25 protein-coding genes are annotated in these 20506 nt (G+C 59.7%); 15 read left to right on the top strand and 10 right to left on the bottom strand.

What is annotated here, in order from left to right; genetic code table 11:
- The first annotated feature begins 304 nt into the window (after window positions 1-304).
- The gene (locus tag OB03_RS09310) at window positions 305-1243 is read left to right on the top strand and encodes an MBL fold metallo-hydrolase (protein ID WP_461343951.1); all 939 of its coding nucleotides are present in this window, start codon (window positions 305-307) and stop codon (window positions 1241-1243) included.
- Between the two features lie 3 nt (window positions 1244-1246).
- On the opposite strand, the gene OB03_RS09305 is transcribed toward OB03_RS09310, so the two are convergent.
- Together OB03_RS09305 and OB03_RS09300 are read right to left on the bottom strand one after the other, a co-directional pair.
- Entirely contained in the window at window positions 1247-1930 is a 684-nt protein-coding gene (locus tag OB03_RS09305; RefSeq protein WP_461343950.1) for a DUF1499 domain-containing protein, read from the bottom strand.
- A 22-nt stretch (window positions 1931-1952) separates the two neighbouring features.
- On the bottom strand, window positions 1953-3581 hold the full coding sequence (locus tag OB03_RS09300) for a long-chain-fatty-acid--CoA ligase (RefSeq protein ID WP_461343949.1): 1629 nt from the start codon (window positions 3579-3581) through the stop codon (window positions 1953-1955).
- A 189-nt stretch (window positions 3582-3770) separates the two neighbouring features.
- On the opposite strand from OB03_RS09300, the gene udk reads away from it, so the two are divergent.
- Together udk and OB03_RS09290 are read left to right on the top strand one after the other, a co-directional pair.
- Entirely contained in the window at window positions 3771-4415 is a 645-nt protein-coding gene (gene udk / locus OB03_RS09295; protein ID WP_461343948.1) for a uridine kinase, read from the top strand.
- 120 nt (window positions 4416-4535) lie between these two features.
- Window positions 4536-5138 (top strand): TetR/AcrR family transcriptional regulator, encoded by a 603-nt coding sequence (locus OB03_RS09290; protein WP_242913194.1) that lies wholly within the window; start codon window positions 4536-4538, stop codon window positions 5136-5138.
- 1 nt (window position 5139) lies between these two features.
- Here OB03_RS09290 and pdxH read toward each other — a convergent pair whose 3' ends face one another.
- Window positions 5140-5802: a pyridoxamine 5'-phosphate oxidase gene (gene pdxH, locus OB03_RS09285; RefSeq protein WP_461343947.1), complete on the bottom strand. Its 663-nt coding sequence runs from the start codon at window positions 5800-5802 to the stop codon at window positions 5140-5142.
- A 174-nt stretch (window positions 5803-5976) separates the two neighbouring features.
- Here pdxH and OB03_RS09280 point away from each other — a divergent pair, with 174 nt between their 5' ends.
- The 4 genes from OB03_RS09280 to OB03_RS09265 all read left to right on the top strand — a co-directional run bounded on the left by OB03_RS09280 (window position 5977) and on the right by OB03_RS09265 (window position 8971).
- Complete coding sequence (locus tag OB03_RS09280; RefSeq protein ID WP_242913192.1) at window positions 5977-6612, top strand: J domain-containing protein; 636 nt, start codon at window positions 5977-5979, stop codon at window positions 6610-6612.
- A gap of 11 nt (window positions 6613-6623) precedes the next feature.
- On the top strand, window positions 6624-7709 hold the full coding sequence (aroC, locus tag OB03_RS09275; RefSeq protein ID WP_461343946.1) for a chorismate synthase: 1086 nt from the start codon (window positions 6624-6626) through the stop codon (window positions 7707-7709).
- An 81-nt stretch (window positions 7710-7790) separates the two neighbouring features.
- Window positions 7791-8093, top strand: a complete 303-nt coding sequence (locus OB03_RS09270; protein WP_461343945.1) for a hypothetical protein — start codon at window positions 7791-7793, stop codon at window positions 8091-8093.
- 191 nt (window positions 8094-8284) lie between these two features.
- Window positions 8285-8971 carry a hypothetical protein gene (locus OB03_RS09265; RefSeq protein ID WP_242913189.1) on the top strand — a complete coding sequence of 229 codons (687 nt, stop codon included), beginning with the start codon at window positions 8285-8287 and terminating at the stop codon, window positions 8969-8971.
- A 495-nt stretch (window positions 8972-9466) separates the two neighbouring features.
- Here the strand turns inward: OB03_RS09265 and OB03_RS09260 are convergent, their stop codons facing one another.
- A complete protein-coding gene (locus OB03_RS09260; protein WP_461343944.1) occupies window positions 9467-9940 on the bottom strand; it encodes a hypothetical protein in 474 nt (157 codons plus the stop codon).
- Between the two features lie 264 nt (window positions 9941-10204).
- On the opposite strand from OB03_RS09260, the gene OB03_RS09255 reads away from it, so the two are divergent.
- Window positions 10205-10900, top strand: coding sequence for a pirin family protein (locus tag OB03_RS09255; RefSeq protein WP_461343943.1), 696 nt, complete (start codon window positions 10205-10207; stop codon window positions 10898-10900).
- A 54-nt stretch (window positions 10901-10954) separates the two neighbouring features.
- Here the strand turns inward: OB03_RS09255 and OB03_RS09250 are convergent, their stop codons facing one another.
- The gene (locus OB03_RS09250) at window positions 10955-11398 is read right to left on the bottom strand and encodes a GNAT family N-acetyltransferase (RefSeq protein ID WP_461343942.1); all 444 of its coding nucleotides are present in this window, start codon (window positions 11396-11398) and stop codon (window positions 10955-10957) included.
- A 52-nt stretch (window positions 11399-11450) separates the two neighbouring features.
- On the opposite strand from OB03_RS09250, the gene OB03_RS09245 reads away from it, so the two are divergent.
- Window positions 11451-11711: a hypothetical protein gene (locus tag OB03_RS09245; RefSeq protein ID WP_461343941.1), complete on the top strand. Its 261-nt coding sequence runs from the start codon at window positions 11451-11453 to the stop codon at window positions 11709-11711.
- Window positions 11712-11749: 38 nt separating this feature from the next.
- On the opposite strand, the gene queE is transcribed toward OB03_RS09245, so the two are convergent.
- Entirely contained in the window at window positions 11750-12385 is a 636-nt protein-coding gene (gene queE / locus OB03_RS09240; RefSeq protein WP_461343940.1) for a 7-carboxy-7-deazaguanine synthase, read from the bottom strand.
- Window positions 12385-13104 carry a 7-cyano-7-deazaguanine synthase QueC gene (gene queC / locus OB03_RS09235; RefSeq protein WP_461343939.1) on the bottom strand — a complete coding sequence of 240 codons (720 nt, stop codon included), beginning with the start codon at window positions 13102-13104 and terminating at the stop codon, window positions 12385-12387. The genes queE and queC overlap by 1 nt, the downstream gene beginning before the upstream one ends.
- Before the next feature lie 212 nt (window positions 13105-13316).
- Here queC and OB03_RS09230 point away from each other — a divergent pair, with 212 nt between their 5' ends.
- The 6 genes from OB03_RS09230 (at window position 13317) to OB03_RS09205 (ending at window position 17530) form a co-directional block, all read left to right on the top strand.
- On the top strand, window positions 13317-14927 hold the full coding sequence (locus OB03_RS09230) for a response regulator (protein ID WP_461343938.1): 1611 nt from the start codon (window positions 13317-13319) through the stop codon (window positions 14925-14927).
- A gap of 66 nt (window positions 14928-14993) precedes the next feature.
- Window positions 14994-15452 (top strand): PaaI family thioesterase, encoded by a 459-nt coding sequence (locus OB03_RS09225; RefSeq protein WP_242913180.1) that lies wholly within the window; start codon window positions 14994-14996, stop codon window positions 15450-15452.
- Window positions 15449-15853, top strand: a complete 405-nt coding sequence (locus tag OB03_RS09220; RefSeq protein ID WP_461343937.1) for a PaaI family thioesterase — start codon at window positions 15449-15451, stop codon at window positions 15851-15853. The genes OB03_RS09225 and OB03_RS09220 overlap by 4 nt, the downstream gene beginning before the upstream one ends.
- 108 nt (window positions 15854-15961) lie before the next feature.
- Window positions 15962-16312 (top strand): hypothetical protein, encoded by a 351-nt coding sequence (locus tag OB03_RS09215; RefSeq protein WP_242913178.1) that lies wholly within the window; start codon window positions 15962-15964, stop codon window positions 16310-16312.
- A 94-nt stretch (window positions 16313-16406) separates the two neighbouring features.
- On the top strand, window positions 16407-16862 hold the full coding sequence (locus OB03_RS09210; protein WP_242913177.1) for a hypothetical protein: 456 nt from the start codon (window positions 16407-16409) through the stop codon (window positions 16860-16862).
- A gap of 38 nt (window positions 16863-16900) precedes the next feature.
- The gene (locus tag OB03_RS09205; protein WP_461343936.1) at window positions 16901-17530 is read left to right on the top strand and encodes a S24 family peptidase; all 630 of its coding nucleotides are present in this window, start codon (window positions 16901-16903) and stop codon (window positions 17528-17530) included.
- Window positions 17531-17596: 66 nt separating this feature from the next.
- Here OB03_RS09205 and OB03_RS09200 read toward each other — a convergent pair whose 3' ends face one another.
- From OB03_RS09200 to OB03_RS09190, 3 genes are all read right to left on the bottom strand, one after another.
- Window positions 17597-18067: an SH3 domain-containing protein gene (locus tag OB03_RS09200; RefSeq protein ID WP_242913175.1), complete on the bottom strand. Its 471-nt coding sequence runs from the start codon at window positions 18065-18067 to the stop codon at window positions 17597-17599.
- 153 nt (window positions 18068-18220) lie between these two features.
- Window positions 18221-19891, bottom strand: coding sequence for a lysine--tRNA ligase (locus tag OB03_RS09195; RefSeq protein ID WP_461343935.1), 1671 nt, complete (start codon window positions 19889-19891; stop codon window positions 18221-18223).
- A 71-nt stretch (window positions 19892-19962) separates the two neighbouring features.
- Complete coding sequence (locus OB03_RS09190) at window positions 19963-20409, bottom strand: Lrp/AsnC family transcriptional regulator (protein ID WP_461343934.1); 447 nt, start codon at window positions 20407-20409, stop codon at window positions 19963-19965.
- Between the last annotated feature and the right edge of the window lie 97 nt (window positions 20410-20506).

The following is a 20506-nucleotide window of genomic DNA, read 5'->3' as shown; positions in this document are numbered from 1 at the left end:
TGGAACATTTGCATTACGCCACAATGATGTAGTTTTTCGAACATTTTCAGCTGCTTCCCCCACGCCCCCCGCAGCGCTGCTGCACCGGTTGAAGCTCACGGAATGCTACCCCGAGGGCACCATTTTCAAACTTGACAGTATTCGAATTAACTATCCGGGTTCGTCGAATCAGGTTTGCGACTTTAGACACTGTCGAGCTGAAGACACAGAACTTGCGCGACTCAGCTGTTCTCCTTTGACCGGACCGATTGCGGAGCCTTGGTCAGCTTAAGGAAACAAGGCTGTCTATAGGCAGGCCAGCCCCATGTGCGTATCAAACCCGGACCGCCTCTCGACCGGACAAACCATGCAGTTCATCAAGTCATTCGATTTCAGTTACGGCCGCAACGATCGCGTATCGGCGCGGGTGGAACGGGTGATCGCGAACAACCCCGGACCTTTCACCTTCACCGGCACAGGGACCTATATCGTGGGTGCTGGAGGAGCGGTTGCGGTTATCGACCCCGGCCCCGCAGATGAAGCGCATCTGTCTGCGCTGTTGGCCGCCATCGGACACCGTACGGTCAGCCATATTCTGGTGACCCACACCCACTCTGATCATGCCCCGCTCAGCAAGGCCCTGGCGGCTGCATGCGGCGGAGTTCCCATCTACGCCGCACAACCTCCGATGCGTGATGGATTAGAGGCGGTTCGTCTGGATGAACACGACGATGAAGACTTCCAGCCCGATGTCATCATTTCCGGCGGTGAAGTCATCGAGGGCGACGGCTGGACGATTGAGGTCATGGCGACGCCCGGCCATGCTTCCAATCATCTGGCCTTTGTGCTGCGCGAGGAGAACGGCTTGTTCAGTGGCGACCACATCATGGGCTGGTCCACCACAATCGTCGCTCCCCCCAATGGCGACATGTCGGACTACATGGCTAGTCTTGAGGCAGTGATGGCGCGTGGCTTTGATGTGATCTGGCCCACGCACGGTGCTCCCATCACAGACGTCGAGCCCTTTTTGAAAGGGTATCATGCCCACCGCACGGGCCGGGAAGCGCAGGTGCTGGAGCGGCTCGAAGCAGGTGACACCACCATCGCCCAGATGGTCCCCGTGCTTTATGCCGTCGTCAGCCAGACCCTATGGCCCGCCGCCAGCCTGTCGGTACTGTCACACCTGATTAAACTGGCGCAGGATGGTCGGGTGACCACCGACGACGAGTACAGCCTTTCGGGGCACTGGCACCTTATTTCATAGCGTTTAACGCAGGGCATTCATCTCGCTGATGATGCGCTTGGCCAGATCACAGGCCTGAGGACCGATCGGCAGACCGTCGCGGGCCGCGACGCGCACATCCGTGCGTCCCGGACGGATGCGCACAGTGACGTCGTGCTGAATGCCGAACCACATACCCTCTTTCCATCCATCGACGCGGAACGGAGACATCCCCATGACCGTCACGCCCGACTGCTTCAGGGCCCAGGCGGCAACATCGGGTGCCAACTGGCTGTCGATAGCCTCAAGGCCATCACAGTCCGCGGCGACCGTTGGACGAACGCCCGCAGCGCGGCGCTCGGACAGTAGCGCACGGCCAAAGGCGGGAGGATCCTCCACATTGGACGTCACGTCGCGGGGCGAAGGCCCGAAACGCGCCAACTGGTATTGCACCGCTCCCAGCGAGACGGCGGCGATGACTACCGACAAAACGCCATAGAGCCACAAAGACCGGTTCTTGATCAGCAGCAGAAGCGAGACGATGCCCGCCCCTGCCCCGACCCACGCCAGTACCGGCGCGACTTTGAGGCCCAAGGTGCCATACCCCGTCGCAAGGCTGATCAAACCCGTCCGCGTCGCCAGCACAGCCCCCAACACCATCAGTGGCGTCAGAAGGGTGACCAATAGGAGCAGTCGCGAAAGACCAACCAGGGATTTGTTTCGGGACATGGACCAGGACCTCTCGAATCCGCTAGCCGATTGAAGGAAGGCGATAATCCTTCATTCGTTCACGCAACAGCTTCTTGTCGATCTTGCCCGTTGCGCCAAGCGGAATCTCTTCCACCGCGACAACATCGTCAGGCATCCACCATTTGGCGATTTTGCCTTGCAGGAAGTCGAGATGCTCCTGCTTGTCCAGCGCCTCGCCCTCTTTCAACTTCACGATCAATAGCGGACGCTCGTCCCATTTGGGGTGAGCCGCACCGATAACGGCCGCCAATACCACCTTGGGATGACCCACCGCCAGGTTTTCGATTTCGATGGAGCTGATCCACTCCCCGCCGGACTTGATCACATCCTTGGCGCGGTCGGTGATCTGCATGAAGCCGTGATCGTCAATGGTGGCCACGTCTCCGGTATCGAACCAACCGTCGGCGTCGACGATAGGCCCGTCACCTTTGAAATAGGCCTTGGCCACGGTCGGCCCCTTGATCAGCAGGCGACCGAAGGTCTCGCCGTCATGCGGCAGTTCATTACCTTCGTCGTTCTCGAGTTTGAGCGAGACGCCCAGAGGCGGAATGCCCTGTTTAACGCGCTGGCGGATCTGGTCGTCCTTGGTCCAGCCGCGCATTTCAGGCCGCAGGTTGGAGATGGTGCCGACCGGAGACGTCTCGGTCATGCCCCAGCCCTGAACCACCTCCACTCCGTATTCGTCCTCGAAGGCGCGGATCAGCATTTCAGGCACCGCAGCACCACCGATCAGCACCCGCTTCACCGTCGACAGGCGCGAGCCCGTCTCGCGCATATACTGCAGCAACCCTTGCCAGACCGTCGGGACGGCGGCCGAGAAAGTCACGCCCTCGGTTTCCAACAACTCGTAGATGGAGGCACCGTCCATCTTGGCACCGGGCATGACCAGCTTGGTCCCCGTAGCAGGCGCGGCAAAGGCGATCCCCCACGCATTGGCGTGGAACATAGGCACGACCGGCAGGATCACGTCGTCCGGCGTGGCTCCCAGCACCGAGGCCTGCATGGTCATGAGCGTATGCAGGAAGTTGGAGCGGTGCGAGTAGAGTACGCCCTTGGGATTGCCCGTCGTACCCGACGTATAGCAAAGGCCGCAGGCAGTGTTCTCGTCGAAGCCACCCCAGACAACATCGGCCGAAGCCTGATCGATCAGGTCTTCATACGCCTCGCAGTTCGGCAGCTTGGTCTGGGGCATGTGCGCCTTGTCGGTCATGATGACAAAGCGTTCGACCTTGGGAATGTGCGGCAGGATGGCTTCCAGCAATGGCACAAACGTCAGGTCCGTCATTATCACGCGGTCTTCGGCGTGATTGATGATGTAGACCAGTTGCTCGGCGAACAGGCGCGGGTTCAGGGTGTGACACACCGACCCGATACCCATAATTCCGTACCATGCCTCGACGTGGCGGTCGGTGTTCCAGCACAGGGTCGCCACGCGATCCCCGGCGTTGATCCCCCAGGCCTTCAGGACGTTGGACACCTTCTTCGCGCGCTGGTGCAAGTCGGCATAGGTCACACGTGTGATTGGCCCCTCGACGGAGCGCGTCACCACCTCTGATCGCGGATGCCACTCGCGCGCATGATCGAGAATACGATCTACCGTCAGCGGCCAGTCCTGCATCAATCCCAGCATCAAGCGTTTCCTCTTTAAATATGACCCTGTATTGCGCTCTTGTTGTTCTTCGACCGGCGCTATCAGCGACGCTAAGCCATTAAGCCAAGGCCATGCAACGTGACCTAGCGTCAGGATTGGGGCTTCAAAGGGATTTTTCGCCGTTCGTCGTCTTGCTTCGCGGGCCGCAACGGTGAATGAAACCGGCCTATGACCATTCTTATTGCCATTACCGGCGGCTCGGGCTCGGGCAAGTCCACGCTTGCAGAAGCCCTGATTTCAGCCCTTCCCGAAGGCGTTGCCGCGCTCCTGCGCGAGGATTCCTATTACCGCGATGCGGCTTCGGTGCCCGGCTTCGATCCGGCGACCCACGACTTCGACCATGTCGACGCGCGCGATCACGATCTACTGATCCGCGACCTAACGTCGCTCAAGGCCGGTAAGGCGATTACGGCTCCGATCTATTCCTTCATCACCCACGGGCGGGAGCCGGGCGGCGAACACGTCCCCGCCGCCGATGTTGTGATCATCGAAGGTACTCACCTTCTGTGCAACGTCCAGTTGGCCGCGCTGTTTGATGTGAAGGTGTTCGTGGATACGCCTGCGGACATTCGCTTCATCCGTCGTTTATTGCGTGATCAGATCGAGCGCGGGCGCACAGCGGACTCTGTTGTGAACCAATATTTGCTGACTGTACGCCCCGGTCACGAGGCCTTTACAGAGCCGTCGCGTGTCCACGCAGACTTTATTGTTGCCGATGCTACTGCCGCTGTTCGACTGGTAGATCGCAACGACGTACTACGTCTGGTAGCACCAGTGCTTTTACACCCGTTACTTGAGCCGTATGTCCGATAACCGGTCATCTTGACAAAGCGGGACAATATTCGCGCTTTCCATAACATTGTTATGTTGCGTCAATAGCAAAGCTGGTCCAATGTCGGCACAGATGAAAGCTCATCAGCCCATTGGACCTTCATGAACACCCCCCAGGACCCCCGGGTCCAGACGATCATCCGAGAGGCCCGCCTGCGGTTTGTGGCCGAAGGGTACGCAGCCGCGCGCATCGAGCCGATCGCGCGGGCTGCAGGTGTCTCGACCGCGACCCTGTACAGCTTCTTTGCCAGTAAATCCGATCTGTTCGAGGCCGTTATCGATACAGCCGCGAACGAGTTCTATGACCGAATCCTGTCGGTCGCCGAGGCCACCGGCCCCACGCGATCCTCGTTGGTCGAATATTTGACGCGCTATATCGAGTTTCTGTCCGACGGCTTCGTGCGCAAGATGTTCCGGCTGGTGGTTGCAGAACGACCCCGTTTTAGCGCCAAGGCGGCAAACTTCTTTGATCAGGGACGCGGAGATATCGCGCACAAACTGATCACCCTGCTCGATGCGATGGCGTCGGATGGTCTGCTGAAGCTGGAAAAACCCAGTTGGGCGGTGAGCCAACTTCTGGGCATGGTCGAGTATCCAGTCCTGCTGCTGCCGTTGGCGACAGACAAGGATCCGGTTCAGTCACGCACTGCCCGCGCTATCGCCGAGGATGCGGTCGAAACCTTCTGGGCGCGCTACGGCACCTGATTTACGGATAGAGCCGCTCAACGTCCCATTGGCCGTTGTGGCGGACGAACCGCATACGGTCGTGCAGTCTGAACTGTCGGTCGCGCCAGAACTCGATGCACACGGGTACCAGTCGCCAACCGGACCAGTGCGGCGGACGCGGTACATCCTTGCCCTCGAAGCGGGCGGTCTCCTCTGCCACGCGCTGTTCCAGCACGTCGCGGCTTTCCAGCATGCGGGACTGTGACGAAGCCCATGCGCCGATGCGGCTTTCACGCGCACGGCTGGCGAAATAGGCGTCCGCCTCTTCGGCGGTTACAGGCTCGATGACCCCACGCACCCTCACCTGACGGCGAAGCGACTTCCAGTGGAACACCAGCGCGGCCTGCGGATGGTCCGCCAGTTCCTGCCCCTTGGCACTTTCCAGATTGGAATAGAAGGTAAAGCCGCGTGCATCGATGTCCTTCAACAGGACGATGCGGGCGTCGGGCATGCCGCGGGAATCCACAGTCGCCAAGGTCATGGCGTTGGGATCGTTCAGTTCGGTCGTGCCAGCCTCTTTCAGCCAGTCCGCGAAGACAGCCATCGGGTCTGCACCGTCAAAGATGCTGTCATCCGAGTTACGGACCAGTTGCGCCTCATAATCGGCGCGGGACGGGCTGGGTGGAATGGCTGCGTGACTCATGGCGTGCGTTATAACTCTCTCGCCTGTCGGACCCAAGTCCGCCAACGGCGTCGTTACGGTTAACGACCCTTTGACCATATTGCCGCAACAGTCTTTGTCATGGAGCAAAGACGGCTAACAATTTTCGAGGCCCGCCAGATTTTAGGCCTTACAGGGCCCACATCGGCTGCGGATTTGTCGACCGCTTTCCGGCGCGTGGCGAAGGCGGTTCACCCCGACTCGCCCAATGGTGACGTGGTGCTGTTCCGCTATGTGGTCGAAGCCTACCACCTACTGCAAAACCAGCCGCTTCCCCGCCCCGCCCTCGGTGCACCCACGCGCAATCTGCACGTCGTGCGCCCCGCTCCGGTGGCGGTCATTACCCCGCTTCAGGCCATTACTGGCGGCACCGCAGAGGTATGGATCGAAGAACGCTTGTATCGCCTACGCATTCCTGCGGGTCTTCGCCACGGTGACCGTCTGCGGCTCAAAAATATCGCCACCATCCCTGTCCGCATCCGCCCCCAGTTCGGCATCGAAGTGTTCGGGTCCGATCTCTTCGTGCACAAGCGCGTACCGGCCCATTACTTGCGTGACGGTGGCCGTATCGAGATGGATACCCCTGTCGGCCCGCAAACCGCTTGGCTGGTGCCAGACATGCAAGAGCCAGTGCAGCTTTCCTTCCCCGGCAAGGGTTTGCCCGCCCGTGGCTCACACCCTGCGGGCGACCTGTTCATCACGCTCGAAGCCCGCGACGAGCACCTGAGCGACGCTCAGCATATGCGCCAGCAGTTCACTCAGCACTGGACGACACAGGCCAGCGCGGCCTAATCCCCGTACCCATGTCACATAACAGCTTCGGTCACCTGTTCCGCATCACCACTTGGGGCGAAAGCCACGGGCCGGCCATTGGCGTCGTCGTTGACGGCTGCCCGCCGCTGATCCCGCTGACCGAAGCGGACATCCAGCCATTTCTGGATCAGCGCAAACCGGGCGGCAGCCGCTTTGTCACCCAGCGCCAAGAGGCCGACGCGGTCAAAATCCTGTCGGGCGTGTTCGACGACGGTAACGGCCCCGTCACCACGGGAACGCCGATCAGCCTGATGATCGAAAACACCGACCAGCGGTCCAAGGACTATGGCGAGATCGCCCACGCCTTCCGTCCCGGTCACGCCGACTTCACCTATCAGGCCAAGTACGGCATCCGCGACTATCGCGGCGGTGGCCGCTCATCCGCCCGCGAAACGGCCGGCCGCGTGGCGGCCGGAGCCGTGGCACGCAAGGTTCTGGGGGACAGCATCCAAATCCGCGCGGGCGTGGTGCAGCTGGGTCCGCACCGCATCCCTGACGATCAGATCGACTTCAGCGCCGCTTACGACAACGCCCTGTTCGCTGCGTCGAACGAAGTGGTGCCGGAATGGGAAGCCTATCTGGATACCGTCCGCAAAGCTGGCTCCAGCATCGGTGCGGTCGTTGCGCTGGAAGTCACCGGCGTGCCTGCCGGATGGGGCGCACCGCTCTATGCGAAACTGGATAGCGAACTGGCATCGGGCCTGATGACCGTCAACGCCGTCAAGGGCGTGGAAATCGGCGCGGGCTTCGAGGCCGCCATGCTGTCAGGTGAGGAAAACGCCGACGAAATGCGTATCGGCCCCGATGGCGAGCCTGTCTTCCTGTCGAACAAGGCGGGCGGCATCCTCGGCGGCATCTCGACGGGCCAGCCCGTCACCGCTCGCGTGGCCTTCAAACCCACCTCCTCGATCCTCACCCACCGCCAGACCATCAATCGCGATGGTGCCGAAGTGGACCTACGCACCAAGGGCCGCCACGACCCCTGCGTCGCCCTGCGCGGCGTTCCGGTCGTCGAAGCGATGGCAGCGATTGTGCTGGCGGATGCCAAGTTGCGGCATCGGGCGCAGGTGGGCTAAGGAGCCGTAAGGGCGTCAGTATTGGTTTAAAGTTGTTGCGTGAACTCATTCAGACTTCCACACCAACCCAAGAGCGTACCAATGGCCGTCAACATCACAGATGTTCTTCAGCAGCTTGGCGACGCTCTGGATTCCGACGCCTACAATCCTGACAAGGACGGGCTCTCACCCGATGACATCAGTGACATGTTGGGCTGGATTTCAGCGGCTAACTACGGTGCTTCAGTCCTACTGAGCCGACTGCGACGCGCGGGCGTCGATCTACGTCATCCCGATGGCCGCTACCTCGACGCCTGGACCGTCGAGCAGGTTAAAATGGGTAACTCGGCGCGAAACGCGCGGCATATGTACTGCCAAGCGCACGGGATACCGCTTGAAGACTGACACCTCAGGTGTCGGCATCCTGCGCCATCGACCATTTTACAGATTACCGTTATTCAAATGAGTGTTAAGCTGCGCGCTGATGTTCCAAACGCGCGCCATTCACTAAGGATAGTACGGTGAAAAAGCCCCTATCAGTCCTATGTGTATCCCTGTTTCTGGCATCGCCCGCGATATCCCAGGAAACACTGACCGTGGGCCGTCTGCATCACGGGGAGTTGACGGCCAGCGACGTCGATCCAAACCTTCGCATGCCGGTCGATTGCTACACAATCAGCCTGCGCGCAGGAACCAACTATGCGATTGATGTTCAAGGTGAAACCACCCTTAACCCTAAACTGATTGTCATTCCCGGAGATGATACAGCCGCTCCGGACTGCAAAAGCTTTTCTGATGGCGTGGAAGGTCAAGGTGGCCAAAAAATCTCCTTTCTAACCTTCCATGCGGAGACCCCGATAAAAGTCGCTGTTGCGATCTATAGTATCGGACTTCGCAATATTGAGACTGGTCGTTACAGTCTTCGTCTAACGAGCAACGATGATAGAAGCGTTCGAATTGCGCCCGGCTCCTATTATCACGGCGAACTGATAGCCGACGACCGTCAGACATCAGAGGGTGCCCTTTTCGATTGCTACCAATTTGCCGCCACCCAAGGCGAGTTGGCGCGGTTTACCTTGGAAATGTTGGGCCCAACGCTAACGATCTTTTCCGATGACGCCTGTAAAGGCAGCGTTCTGGCACGAAGTGTGGACGCTGAGGTCTATCTGAATGTTCAAGGCCTGCGGCACACGATGCCTCGGACCGGCACCTATTCGCTAAGTGTCCGATCCCATATGTCCAGTCGCGATAGCCGCTATACGCTTAGAATGTTCGGAGGCTAGCCCGACCGGCCCGCATCCTTGATACAGGCAACGGCCTTGCGAAGTTCGGCGCTCTGCTCTTCACCCGAACCGAACAAGGCCTTCTGCGGGTTGAAGATACGTCAAGCGTGGCTGAAGCCTCGCCAAGTCGACCCGCACAGTTCCAGATCAAGCTGTCACCATCCACTCTCGCCCAGACCACCACCGGGGCATGAACCGATGAATGCGCGGGGGCGCTCAACGCCTCGGCAATGCAGGCGGCGTAAGTGTCGGTCTCCATACACCCCGCCACAGACGATCGCGACATCTCCAGAGGTTGATCGAAATAGGCGTCGTGCTGGATCATATAGGCGCTGACGGCAGCGCCGATTGCGCGTGCCTCGCGCGCATCGCCGATGAACATGATGTTATAGGTGGGCGGTATCGAAGCCTGAACGGCGGTAGCCGCTAAAAGGGCGCTGCCAACGGCGACTGGGCTGATCACCCTTCCCCAATTCGTGACAAATCCGGCCATCATCACTCTCCGCTTCTGCTTGCTGCCAGTAAACACTGCGCGGCCCGCTGAACGTCTTCTATCGAAGGGTTATCAAGGGCGGCTCGGTTAAAAGTGGCGACCTGCCGCGATCCATCGAATCCGGCTCGACCCGTCCCGGTACAGGTCCATTCCACCGAGGCGTTGTCATGTGACGGGGCGATGGTCAGAGACACTGTTCCTTCCGGTGCCTCCATTTCCTCTAGACGGGCACCGACACAGACCGGAAGGCTGACCCATCCTCTTTGATGGGACGTCATACATCCCTGAATGGGACGTCGGTCCAGAACGCTTTCCTCGATCCAAAGGTGGTGGCCAATCAGCTTGAGAAGCAGCCGTTCGTTATCCGCCCATACATCCTGCGTAACCTCGTCGCCGTACACCTTCAATAGCGATACCCATTGAAGTTCCGGCTCCATCGCCAGAAGCGCGCCCGCAAACATCAAGCCATTGATCAAAGTATGCGCTCCCGATGAAAGCCCCACAGAGAACGACAATACTTAATTGTCGTCAAGGCATGCATCCGGTCGTGATCTACCGCCAGACCATGTGACGGTGCCGAAGAACCGAACTGCTCGCCAATTCTCCACCGCTACGTTAGAAAGGAGCAGCACGTAACAATCCGTGATCATTACACCCCTATTCGTAACAGTAACTGTTCCTTATATAGCTCTCAACGAAGCAGCAACGGGCTGCACACTTTAAGCGTTGGGGAGATCACCATGATCGATGTCCGTCCTTTCAATACCCTCGGTGGCGCCAACCACGGCTGGCTGAATGCCAAGCACCACTTCTCGTTCGCCAACTATTACGATCCCAATCGTATGGGCTGGGGCCGTCTGCGCGTCTGGAACGATGACGAAATCGGTCCGAAGTCGGGCTTCCCGCCCCACCCGCACGCCGACATGGAAATCATCACCTACGTCCGCACGGGGGCCATCACCCACCAGGATTCCATGGGCAACCAAGGCCGCACGGGGGCTGGCGATGTTCAGGTCATGAGCGCCGGTACGGGTGTTCGCCATGCCGAGTACAACATGGAGAACGAGCTGACGACGCTGTTCCAGATCTGGATCGAAACGGACCGCCCGGGTGCCGAACCTTCGTGGGGCCAGCGCGAGTTTCCGAAGTCGGACCGCTCGGGCAAGTTCACGGTTGTGGCTTCGGGCGACACCAACGACGGCTCGCTGAACATCAACGCCGACGCCCAAATTTTGGCCGCGACGCTGAAGGCGGGTGAGAGCCTGACCTATGACCTGAAATCCGGTCGCCGCGCCTATCTGGTTCCGGCTGTCGGTCAGGTCGACGTCAACGGCACCACGCTGAACGCCCGCGACGGCGCTGGTATCATCGACGAGCCGGTGATCACCATCACCGCCAAGGAAGATGCCGAACTGGTGATGGTCGACAGCCTGTAAGGCCGTTTGATTCCCCGAAAGCGAAAGGGCGCTGGATCACTCCAGCGCCCTTTTTCATGGCCTGCGCCAAATCATGCGGGCGTTCGGGAACGGCTGCCCCTGATCATCGACCTCGCGCCGGCTCTCGATGACAAAGCCATAGCGTTCGTAAAACTCCACGGCTTTTGGATTATGGAGGTAGACTTCCAGAGACAGTTGCTCCCGCCCCCGCGCCGCGTGGTCCAGCAGTTCGCGCCCGATCCCCTGACCCTGTGCCGTCGGATCAACGAACAGGGCGGCGATGTGGTCTTTCAGAAGGCTGGCGAAACCGGCAATCCGGCCATCTTTCACAGCCACGCTGGTCGTCGCCATGGGCAGATAGACATCCTCCATCAGCAGCGGCTGCTCGCGCAACGTCGCCTCGCCGATAAAGGGATGCGCTTGCATCGAGGCGCGGAACCAGATGTCGGAAAGTACCGCCTTATGTAGGTCCGCTTCAAACGGTACTATGTGGATCATCACTCCCCCGACTGAAGCTGCTCCGCCGGTTTCGATAATGGCACATAATCCCATGAATGCTCACCACCGCCGATCAACCTATATCGCCACTATCGGCGCAGTAATGGTTTTGACCCTCGGCCTCAGCGGATGCGTGGCCGGAGCCGTAGTGGGCGCGGGCGCTGCCGTTGTCGGTGGCACCGCCAAGGCCACGGGTGCAGTCATCGGTGCGGGTGTAGATGCCGTTACCACGTCGGACGAAGAGCTTCGTGCCAAACGTAAAAAGGAAGAGCGCCGCTGCGAACGCCGTCAGCGCCGTGGTCAGGAATGCTGACCTGACGGTGCCAACGGCAAATCAACTCGGCAAACGCCTTATCTTACCCCGATGTATTTGTGGGTCTGGATACTGAGACGCCACTGCGGGTGTTTGAGGCAGTAGTCCATGGCCGCTTGGGTATTGGCGGCCTGATCCGGGCCATCCATCGGTTGCAGCCAGAAGCGCTCGAAATCCATGTGCTCGAAACGTTCGGGCATGGCCTTTACCTGCGGATAGACCAGCTTCAACTCCTGCCCCGAGGTCTGGATGACTTCGGCATCGGCCTTGGGACTGATGCAGATCCAGTCGATGCCGTCAGGGGCTTTGATGGTGCCATTGCTCTCGATGGCAATCTCGAAGCCTCGCGCATGCAGGGCGTCGATCAGCAGTGCATCCAGCTGCAGCAGAGGCTCGCCCCCCGTGCAGACAACCAACTTCGGATCGCCCTCGCGGCCGGTCCAGAAGCTGTTCACATGATCGGCCAGCAGGTCCGCAGTCTTGAACTTGCCGCCGCCATCACCGTTGGTGCCGACAAAATCCGTATCGCAGAAGGTGCAGACGGCGGTTTCGCGATCACGCTCCAGCCCGCTCCACAGATTGCAGCCCGCAAAACGAAGGAAGACCGAGACGCGCCCTGCCTGTCCCGCCTCGCCCTGAACCGTCAGGAAGCATTCCTTGACCGAATAGGTCATCAGCCTTCCTTCCAAACACGGTAGCCCGCTTCGCGCAGTTCACACGCCGCGCAGGTTCCGCAGCCATAGCCCCAGTCGTGGCGGTGCTCGCGATCACCCGCGTAGCAGGTGTGCGAGGCTTCGATAATAGCGTCCACCAGCGGCTCGCCGCCGATCTCGTTTGCCAACTCCCACGTCTGCGCCTTGGTCAGGTACATCAGCGGGGTTTCAATCGGCACCGGACGATCCAGACCCAGCGTCAGGGCGTGCGACATGGCGTCGATAGTTGCCTGACGGCAGTCCGGATAGCCGGAGTAATCCGTCTCACACACGCCAGTCACCAGTACGCCCAGACCCCGACGGTCTGACAGGGCTGCCGCCGTCGTCAAAAAGATCAGGTTACGCCCCGGCACGAAGGTCGCGGGAAGCCCGCGGGCGTCCATCTCGATGGCGACCTCGCTGGTCAGGCTGCTTTCCGCAATACGTCCATAACCCGTCAAATCGACCACATGGTCGTCGCCGAGGCGTTCTGCGTATTGAGGAAGCACCCGCTTCATCTCTTCACGAACCGACAAACGCGCAGACATTTCAACAGCATGTCTTTGACCGTAATCAAATCCTATGGTCTCGACTCGGCTATATTTAGCCAACGCCCAGGCCAGACAGGTGGCGCTGTCCTGCCCTCCCGAAAAGAGGACAAGGGCAGCTTGGGAAGGCGACGAGGATTGGAAAGCGTTCATGAGAAACCTGCGGTCGGCCATAGGGCCGCGCGCATCCAGAAAGAGTACGAAAGCTCGGTAAGAAGCAGCGCTTATAGCGTAAACGTCCCTTTGCTGCAAAAAAGCAGCATTTCTACGGCTTCACAGGTGTGAACGTCCGCACAACCAACAGCTTAACCGTTCGGAAAAGAATTCCACGCGATGTTACCTTTCCTATAGTGGAGTGCGGCCTAATGCCGACGATTGAAACGCTCACAGAACGTGTGCCTCCAGTCAGCCCTCATGCCACCGTGCCCGAGGTCTTTAGCTGGTTTGCCCAGCATCCGGACACCATGGCTCTGCCCGTGGTCGACAACGGACGCCCCGTGGGTCTGATCGATCGTCAAGACTTCCTGCTGAAACTCGCCTCCCCCTTGGGCCAGAGCCGTTATTCATCGCGACCGGTGTCGCTGATCATGGATACCGAGCCGGCGATTGTGGATGCCGACGTCCGCATCGCGTCCTTCTCCCAGACCATTCTCAAATCCAGCGCGTCCACCCTGATGCGCGGTTTCATCGTGACCCATCGCGGCCAGTATTTCGGCGTGGGTACAGCGATCAAGCTGTTCCACTTCGTCAACGGGCTGCAGGCCGAACGGCTGGCGGAACAAGAAGCCCGGATTCAGGAACTCGAGTCGCGCCAACTGGATCAGCAGGCCATTGCCCAAGCAAAGGCCCTGTTCGTTCGCACACTGACCGATGCACTGGCCCCGCCCCTGGCCAATGTTCAGGCGTTTGCCGAACTCATCAAACGCCAACCGCAGTCCCGCCAGATCCCAGAATATGTCGCCGCGATCCATAACTCAGCTGCCGAGGGCACCAGCCTGCTGCAACAGGCCCGCGATCTCGCCGCAACCGGAACCGGGAACTTTACCCTGAACCTGCAGCCCACGCCGCTGCGAGAGTTTATGGATTCCATCACGGCAGACTGGAATACTCGCGCCGAAAGCGCCGGCGTTACGATCATGGCCAGCTATGAGGGCGACACCGATCTTCTGGCACTCATCGACCCTCCGCGTTTCCGCGCAACCTATGACACTTTGATCGAGAGCGCCCTGCGCTGGTCGCGAAACGGCGTAATCGAGGTTGGGCTGAAGGCTGAACCGACTGCGGCTGGCATCCAACTTCAGGCCCGCGTCCGTGACGATGGCCCGGGTCTGGATGTGGAACAACTGGCTACGTGCTTTGGCGACCTTGCGACAACAGGCAACATCGCCTCGGCCACAGCGTGGCACCTACTGAACGCTCTGGGCGGTCGTATCTTTGCCGAGAACAATAATGGCTGCGGCACGACCTATGGCTTTGACGTCTCGGTTGAACGTGCGACCGCTGCCGTCGAGGAAGAACCCAACGTAGCCCATCTTGAAGGGCTGGACGTCATGGGCCGTCCGCACGTTCTGATCGCCGACGACAACGCGACCAACCGTGTCGTGGCCCGCGCTCTATGCGAAATGTTCGGGTGCACGTCCGAGACAGCCGAAGACGGTGCCGAAGCGCTGGAAGCGGCCAAGGACGGGCGCTTCGACATCATCCTGATGGATATCAAGATGCCGCGCATGGACGGGGTGCAAGCCACTCGCGCCATTCGGGCACTGGGTGATGATCGCGCTTCAGTGCCAATTATCGCCCTGACCGCCAATGCCGATCCTGACGATGTCACCGGCTATCTCGAAGCCGGCATGATCTGCGTGGTCGAGAAGCCGATCAAGCCCGAGCGTCTGCGTATGGCGATGATCCGTGCCATGGCATCGCGTACCGAAGTTGAAGCCTTCGGCGAACCAAATCTCCACGCAGTGAATCTTTAACCGCGTCGCTAGACAACACCTTGCGGTCGGCCCCACAGTTTGGACCGCCCTCCCCAAGGAGTTTCAATGACTAATCCTGAACTGCTCGCCATCCTGCCCCAGTTGGCAGCGGGCTCTGCACACACCCACGCACTGGGTTTCGAGTTTCTGGGCCACGAGGATCGTCGCGTGCGTATGCGCGTGCCTTATCGTCGCGAACTGGTCGGCGATCCGGCCTCCGGAGTGCTTGCAGGCGGGTTGGTCAGCACCCTGTTGGACCACGTTGGCGGCATGTCGGTATGGCTGGCGCTAAACCAGTTTCAGTCCATCGCCACGCTCGACATGCGAGTTGACTACATGCGCGCCGCTGCCCCCGGTCGTGATTTGTTGGCAGAGGCAGAGTGCTATCAGTTGAATCGCACCATGGCGTTCGTCCGCGCATGGGCTTTCGAAGACGACCCTAACGATCCGGTCGCGGCTTCACAGGCCGCCTACATCATTCACAAGCCGTCCCTGCGTGACCAAAGCCAAGGAGACGCCGAATGACCAAGCCCCTGCTCGACCACCTGCCCTATGCCCAGTTCCTGAACCTCAAGACCGAGGTCTTCGGCGATCAGGTCACGGTTGTCATGCCGTTCTCCGACCATTTAATCGGCAATCCGCTCATCCCGGCCCTCCACGGAGGAACGACAGCCGCTCTGCTTGAAATGGCAGCCATGGCGAAGGTGTCGCATCTCTATCCAAGGTTGCGTCTTCCGCGTCCGATCAATGTGTCGATCGCCTATCTGCGAGTCGGCCGTGCGACCGACGTTTATGCCCGCGCAGAGATCCGCAAAGCAGGCAAGAAGGTCGCATATGTAACAGCCGAGGCCTGGCAAGAGGCTCACGACAAGCCAATTGCAACGCTTACTGGCCACTTCCAACTTGATGATTCTACAGGAGATTAGTGCGGCGGACCGATGAGTTGGTTAATAAAAGGTTAATAAGGTCTTTACGAACGAGCTTAACCGTTGTTAAACATAATTCGCCAGATCGGCGTTTTATGGGGAACACACATGGACCGCACCGAAGTCGTCACCAGCATCTCGAGCGAGCTGTACGCAACCGAACAGTCGGTTGATGCGGCTATCGCCCACGCCGCAGCCATGGTTCAGGCCATGATCGCCGGCCGTAACCAACTCTCGATTTCTCCGGTTGCCGGCACCGCCTCGCAATCGAAGGCAATGGCCACCATCGCCGCGCTGTCGGCTGCGCGTGAAGCCATCGTCGAATGCCACGCTGAAATGCAAAAAGACCACCGCCGCATGGGCTGGGGTGTCTATGCAGCCGGTCCGGTCGATAAGCCGCTGGAATGGGACGACACGCCGATCCGTCCGACCAAGGGCATGCTTCGCGCAGTGAGTTAAACACCGGAAAATTCGTTAAAATCCCTAGCGGCACTATTTGTTAGGGAATAAAATGTGAAAAAGCCCCCATCGAGTATTTCGATTGGGGGCTTTTTTGTTCACTTCGATCGCCGGATGGATTGGTGCGGCCTTGATGCTGGCCGGATGTGTCCTTGCGTTGGTTTTAGGGGGCGCTAAAGAGCGCACTGGAGCGGTAGTCTATCTGCTCTGCTGGCTCCTCTCTACATTCCTACGCGTGCAATACGGCTTTGCGATCCACGCAACAATCGCGATCTGGGTGCTCGATGTCGTTCTGCTGTTCACGTTCGGAGCTCTGATCTGGAAATCCGACAGCGCGTGGCCGGTATGGGCCGCAGCGTTGCAGCTCTTAATCATGACCTGCCAGTTTCTGGTTCTGATCAATTTTGCCCCTACGCTGTCGGCCTATTCGACAGTCGTGAACTGCTCATCGCTTGGAATTATCATTGCATTGGTATGGGGCGGCGTCACCGCTTGGCAGGAGCGGGTCGCAATCAACAGCACCTCTGACGAACTAGGTAGATATTCCTAACGTCCTAACCTATTTTGCACTTCCCCCGGGAAGTTCAAATGCCACTCACCCACGCCAAGATCTGGAAAGGCTTGGACGCTCTCGCCAAACGGGAAGGCATTTCTCCTTCCGCATTGGCTCGACGCGCCGGACTGGACCCGACCAGCTTCAACCCCTCTAAACGCTTTGGTCCGGGTGACCCGCCAAGGCCGCGATGGCCCTCGACCGAAAGTGTGATGCGCGTCCTCACAGCCAGCGACACGTCACTGGCCGAGTTTGCCGCCATGGCTGACGACGCCAAAGACCAAAGCCTACCATTGCTGGGCTTGGCCAAGGCTGGCGAGACGGGCTTTTTCTCGGACGATGGGCTGCCGCTTGCCGAGGGGTGGGAACGGACAGCTCTCCCCTCGCTACGTGAAGGGCTCTTTAGTCTGGAGATCGACGGGGATTCCATGCACCCGTTGTATCGCCCCGGTGACAAGGTGATTGTCGATCTGCTGGATACGCGTGTGCGATCTGGCGACAGGGTCGCGGTGCGAACCCTTTCAGGCGAGACGCTGGCCAAAGAACTCGGGCCGACGACGTCGCGGCATGTCCAACTCATCTCCCTGAATACTGCCTATCCGCCGCGCACGCTCCTGCGCGCAGACATCCAGTGGATGGCGCGTATCGTTTGGGTCAGCCAGTAGCTGCAGATAGCAAACGAGCCGCCCCCGTTATGGAGACGGCTCAAACGCTTACTAAGGAGTGGCTCATTACTGGGTCACGTAACGGGCGTTGACCCAGCCACCGCCAGCAATCTGCACCCACTCGCCTTGCGAACCGATTGCCGTGAAGGGCTGACCGGCCGACAGTCGGCCCGTGGTGCGATAGTTAGTACCCGGACCCGAGCGGATGTTCAGGTTGGACGAGGCACGATACATATCCTGCCCACCTTGCTGGCCAGCGCGCGCACGTTGCTGGTTACAGCCGATATACGAACCAGCAGCTGCACCCGCACCAGCGCCAACGACGGCACCCAACGCACGCTCATTACGCGAAACCTGACTACCGGCCAGACCGCCCAAGACGGCCCCAATAGCGGCACCGGCCTGCTGACGGCCGCCAGGGGCGTCGCAGTTGGTGATGCCGTTCGCTTGCGCGTTAGCGGTCATCGGGACAGCCGTTGCACCCAGTGCAGCGATCAGTGAAGCGGTGGCCAAACCGGCCTTGAAAATCTTCGACATGGCTCTCTCCTGTCATCGAGTTGGTCGATGCAGACACAATGCGCCAGACCGTCTGAAGGCTCCCCGACAAACTCTGTCAGGATTGGTTCATGCGCAGAAAAAAGGCCGCTCTCCCGAGGGAAAGCGGCCTTATGTTCAAAACTGATCGACCGATCAGGCAGCCAGTTCGCCGTTGGCACCCTTCTCGATCAATTCGATCGATTGCGGCAGGCCATAGATGGCCGCGAACGAACCAAAGCGCGGGCCTTGCGATGCACCTAGCAGCACTTCGTATAGAGCGCCGAACCATGCGCGTAGCGGTTCGAAGCCATGCTCCTTACCGACAGCATAGACTTCGTTCTGGATGACTTCGCCGTCCGTAGTGTCTTGCGGCAATGCCTTCAAACGACCGGCGAGGTCCAGCAGAGCCGCCTTTTCCATCTCGGTCGGTGCGCGATAGACCTTCGTGGGCTTCACGAAGTCCTCGTAGTAGTTCAGCGCATAGTCCATCAGACGGTCGAGCAGCGGCTCGTTTTCCGGCGTCGCTTCCGGCAGATACTTGGCGAAATACGCCCAGAGCTGCTCCTTGCTCGACGCATTCGCCACGCCGACAAGGTTCATCATCAGCGAGAAGCTGACCGGCGACGTCGTCTCCGGCGGGTTGCCGCCGTGGATCGACCAGACCGCATTATCGATCTGCTTGTTCGGCTCTTGAGTCTTGTACTGCTCGACGAAGGACATCCAGTCGTCGGTCGCGCGCGGGATCACGCCGAAGTGCAGGCTCTTGGCCGACTTGGGCGACTGGAACATGTACCAGCTCAGCGATTCCGGCGGGCCGTAGCGCAGCCACTCTTCCATCGTCAGGCCATTGCCCTTCGACTTGGAGATCTTCTTGCCCTCGACGTCGAGGAAGAGTTCGTAGTTGAAGCCCACCGGCGGCGAGCCGTCCAGTGCACGACAGATCTTGCCGCTTTCGCGAACCGACTCGATCAGGTCCTTACCGGCCATTTCGTAGTCGACGTCCAGCGCGGTCCAGCGCATGGCCCAGTCCGGCTTCCATTGCAGCTTCACATGGCCTCCGGTGACCGGCACCTCGGTGCGACCGCCCGCAGGGTCGTCGAACACAATTGTGCCCTTCTCGAAGTTGCGCTCGAGCGTCGGGACTTGCAGAACGTGGCCGGTGATCGGGCTGATCGGCAGGAACGGCGAATAGGTCGCGCGGCGCTCTTCGCCCAGCGTCGGCAGCATGATGCCCATGATCGCGTCGTAACGCTCGAGCATCAGCAGCAGAGTCTGGTCGAAACGGCCCGACTTATAGGTCTCGCTCGACGACATAAACTCGTAGTCGAAGCCGAAGCTGTCGAGGAAGGCGCGCAGACGCGCGTTGTTGTGGGCACCGAAGCTGTCGTGGGTGCCGAACGGGTCGCGCACCTTGGTCAGCGGCAGGTGCAGGTCTTCGCGCAGCATCTCCGGGTTCGGGATACCTTCCGGCACCTTGCGGAAGCCGTCCATATCGTCCGAGAAGGCGATCAGCTTGGTTTCCCAGTGGTCCCCGGTCAGCGCACGGAACGCATTGCGCACCATGGTGGTGCGGGCGACTTCGCCGAACGTACCCATGTGCGGCAGGCCCGACGGGCCGTAGCCGGTCTCCAGAATGACTGGACGGCCAAGGCCTTCAAACTGTTTGAGAGCCTCGTCCGCCTTGCCAGCATCGATCAGGGACTGCGCAACAGCGCGGTCGGCGTCCGACAGCCGTTTTTTGAGCACGTGCGCCAGAAGATTACGGGCTTGCTCAAACGGCCACGAACGGGCCTCACGGGACAGGGTTTCAAGGTTCTGAAGCATCGGGCGGGTTTGCCGCCTCACGCGCGTGGGGTCAACGAAGACTTATGCCCACACCGGCGGTTTTTGGCGATCTATCGCGCCTTGAGCACATTGCGGATGGCCAGACTGGAGTGGATGCGCGACACCCCCGGCAGACGCGACAGCACGTCCTTGTGCAGCACTTCATAGGCCGCCATCGTCGGCGCAACCGCGCGCACCACATAGTCCGACGCCCCCGCCATCAGGTAGCAATCGCGGATTTCGGGATAGTGGCGCACGGCTTCCTCGAACCGCCGCATATATTCATCGGTCTGTTTTTCCAAAGAAATCTGCACGAAGGCTACCAACCCCTCCTCTTCCTCGGCACCCAGTAGAGCAGTGTATCCGCGAATAACCCCGCGCTGCTCCAACTGGCGAACCCGACGCAGGCATGCCGAGGCAGAAAGTCCAACAGTATCAGCAAGGTCTGCATTGCTGATGCGACCATCTACCCGAAGCCTCTGGACGATACGGCGATCCACCTCGTCAATGGTCAGCACAATTTACCACCGTGTAGCTTGAATAATGTTGCGTTTGGCTTCGCATATTCACAGAACATTGCGCAATAAGACAGGAAAATCCTGATATCTGCGCGTA

The sequence above is a fragment of the Brevundimonas sp. GN22 genome, from assembly GCF_054824005.1.
Note: the sequence above shows the minus strand (reverse complement) of the source record. Positions and strands in the feature narration are given on the sequence as shown.

Bases quoted from the DNA above. Each gene is read 5' to 3' on its own strand.
- OB03_RS09310 (WP_461343951.1), top strand. From the start codon at position 305: ATGTGCGTATCAAACCCGGACCGCCTCTCGACCGGACAAACCATGCAG.
- OB03_RS09305 (WP_461343950.1), bottom strand. From the start codon at position 1,930: ATGTCCCGAAACAAATCCCTGGTTGGTCTTTCGCGACTGCTCCTATTG.
- OB03_RS09300 (WP_461343949.1), bottom strand. From the start codon at position 3,581: ATGCTGGGATTGATGCAGGACTGGCCGCTGACGGTAGATCGTATTCTC.
- udk (WP_461343948.1), top strand. From the start codon at position 3,771: ATGACCATTCTTATTGCCATTACCGGCGGCTCGGGCTCGGGCAAGTCC.
- OB03_RS09290 (WP_242913194.1), top strand. From the start codon at position 4,536: ATGAACACCCCCCAGGACCCCCGGGTCCAGACGATCATCCGAGAGGCC.
- pdxH (WP_461343947.1), bottom strand. From the start codon at position 5,802: ATGAGTCACGCAGCCATTCCACCCAGCCCGTCCCGCGCCGATTATGAG.
- aroC (WP_461343946.1), top strand. From the start codon at position 6,624: ATGTCACATAACAGCTTCGGTCACCTGTTCCGCATCACCACTTGGGGC.
- OB03_RS09270 (WP_461343945.1), top strand. From the start codon at position 7,791: ATGGCCGTCAACATCACAGATGTTCTTCAGCAGCTTGGCGACGCTCTG.
- OB03_RS09255 (WP_461343943.1), top strand. From the start codon at position 10,205: ATGATCGATGTCCGTCCTTTCAATACCCTCGGTGGCGCCAACCACGGC.
- OB03_RS09250 (WP_461343942.1), bottom strand. From the start codon at position 11,398: ATGATCCACATAGTACCGTTTGAAGCGGACCTACATAAGGCGGTACTT.
- OB03_RS09245 (WP_461343941.1), top strand. From the start codon at position 11,451: ATGAATGCTCACCACCGCCGATCAACCTATATCGCCACTATCGGCGCA.
- queE (WP_461343940.1), bottom strand. From the start codon at position 12,385: ATGACCTATTCGGTCAAGGAATGCTTCCTGACGGTTCAGGGCGAGGCG.
- queC (WP_461343939.1), bottom strand. From the start codon at position 13,104: ATGAACGCTTTCCAATCCTCGTCGCCTTCCCAAGCTGCCCTTGTCCTC.
- OB03_RS09230 (WP_461343938.1), top strand. From the start codon at position 13,317: ATGCCGACGATTGAAACGCTCACAGAACGTGTGCCTCCAGTCAGCCCT.
- OB03_RS09225 (WP_242913180.1), top strand. From the start codon at position 14,994: ATGACTAATCCTGAACTGCTCGCCATCCTGCCCCAGTTGGCAGCGGGC.
- OB03_RS09220 (WP_461343937.1), top strand. From the start codon at position 15,449: ATGACCAAGCCCCTGCTCGACCACCTGCCCTATGCCCAGTTCCTGAAC.
- OB03_RS09215 (WP_242913178.1), top strand. From the start codon at position 15,962: ATGGACCGCACCGAAGTCGTCACCAGCATCTCGAGCGAGCTGTACGCA.
- OB03_RS09205 (WP_461343936.1), top strand. From the start codon at position 16,901: ATGCCACTCACCCACGCCAAGATCTGGAAAGGCTTGGACGCTCTCGCC.
- OB03_RS09200 (WP_242913175.1), bottom strand. From the start codon at position 18,067: ATGTCGAAGATTTTCAAGGCCGGTTTGGCCACCGCTTCACTGATCGCT.
- OB03_RS09195 (WP_461343935.1), bottom strand. From the start codon at position 19,891: ATGCTTCAGAACCTTGAAACCCTGTCCCGTGAGGCCCGTTCGTGGCCG.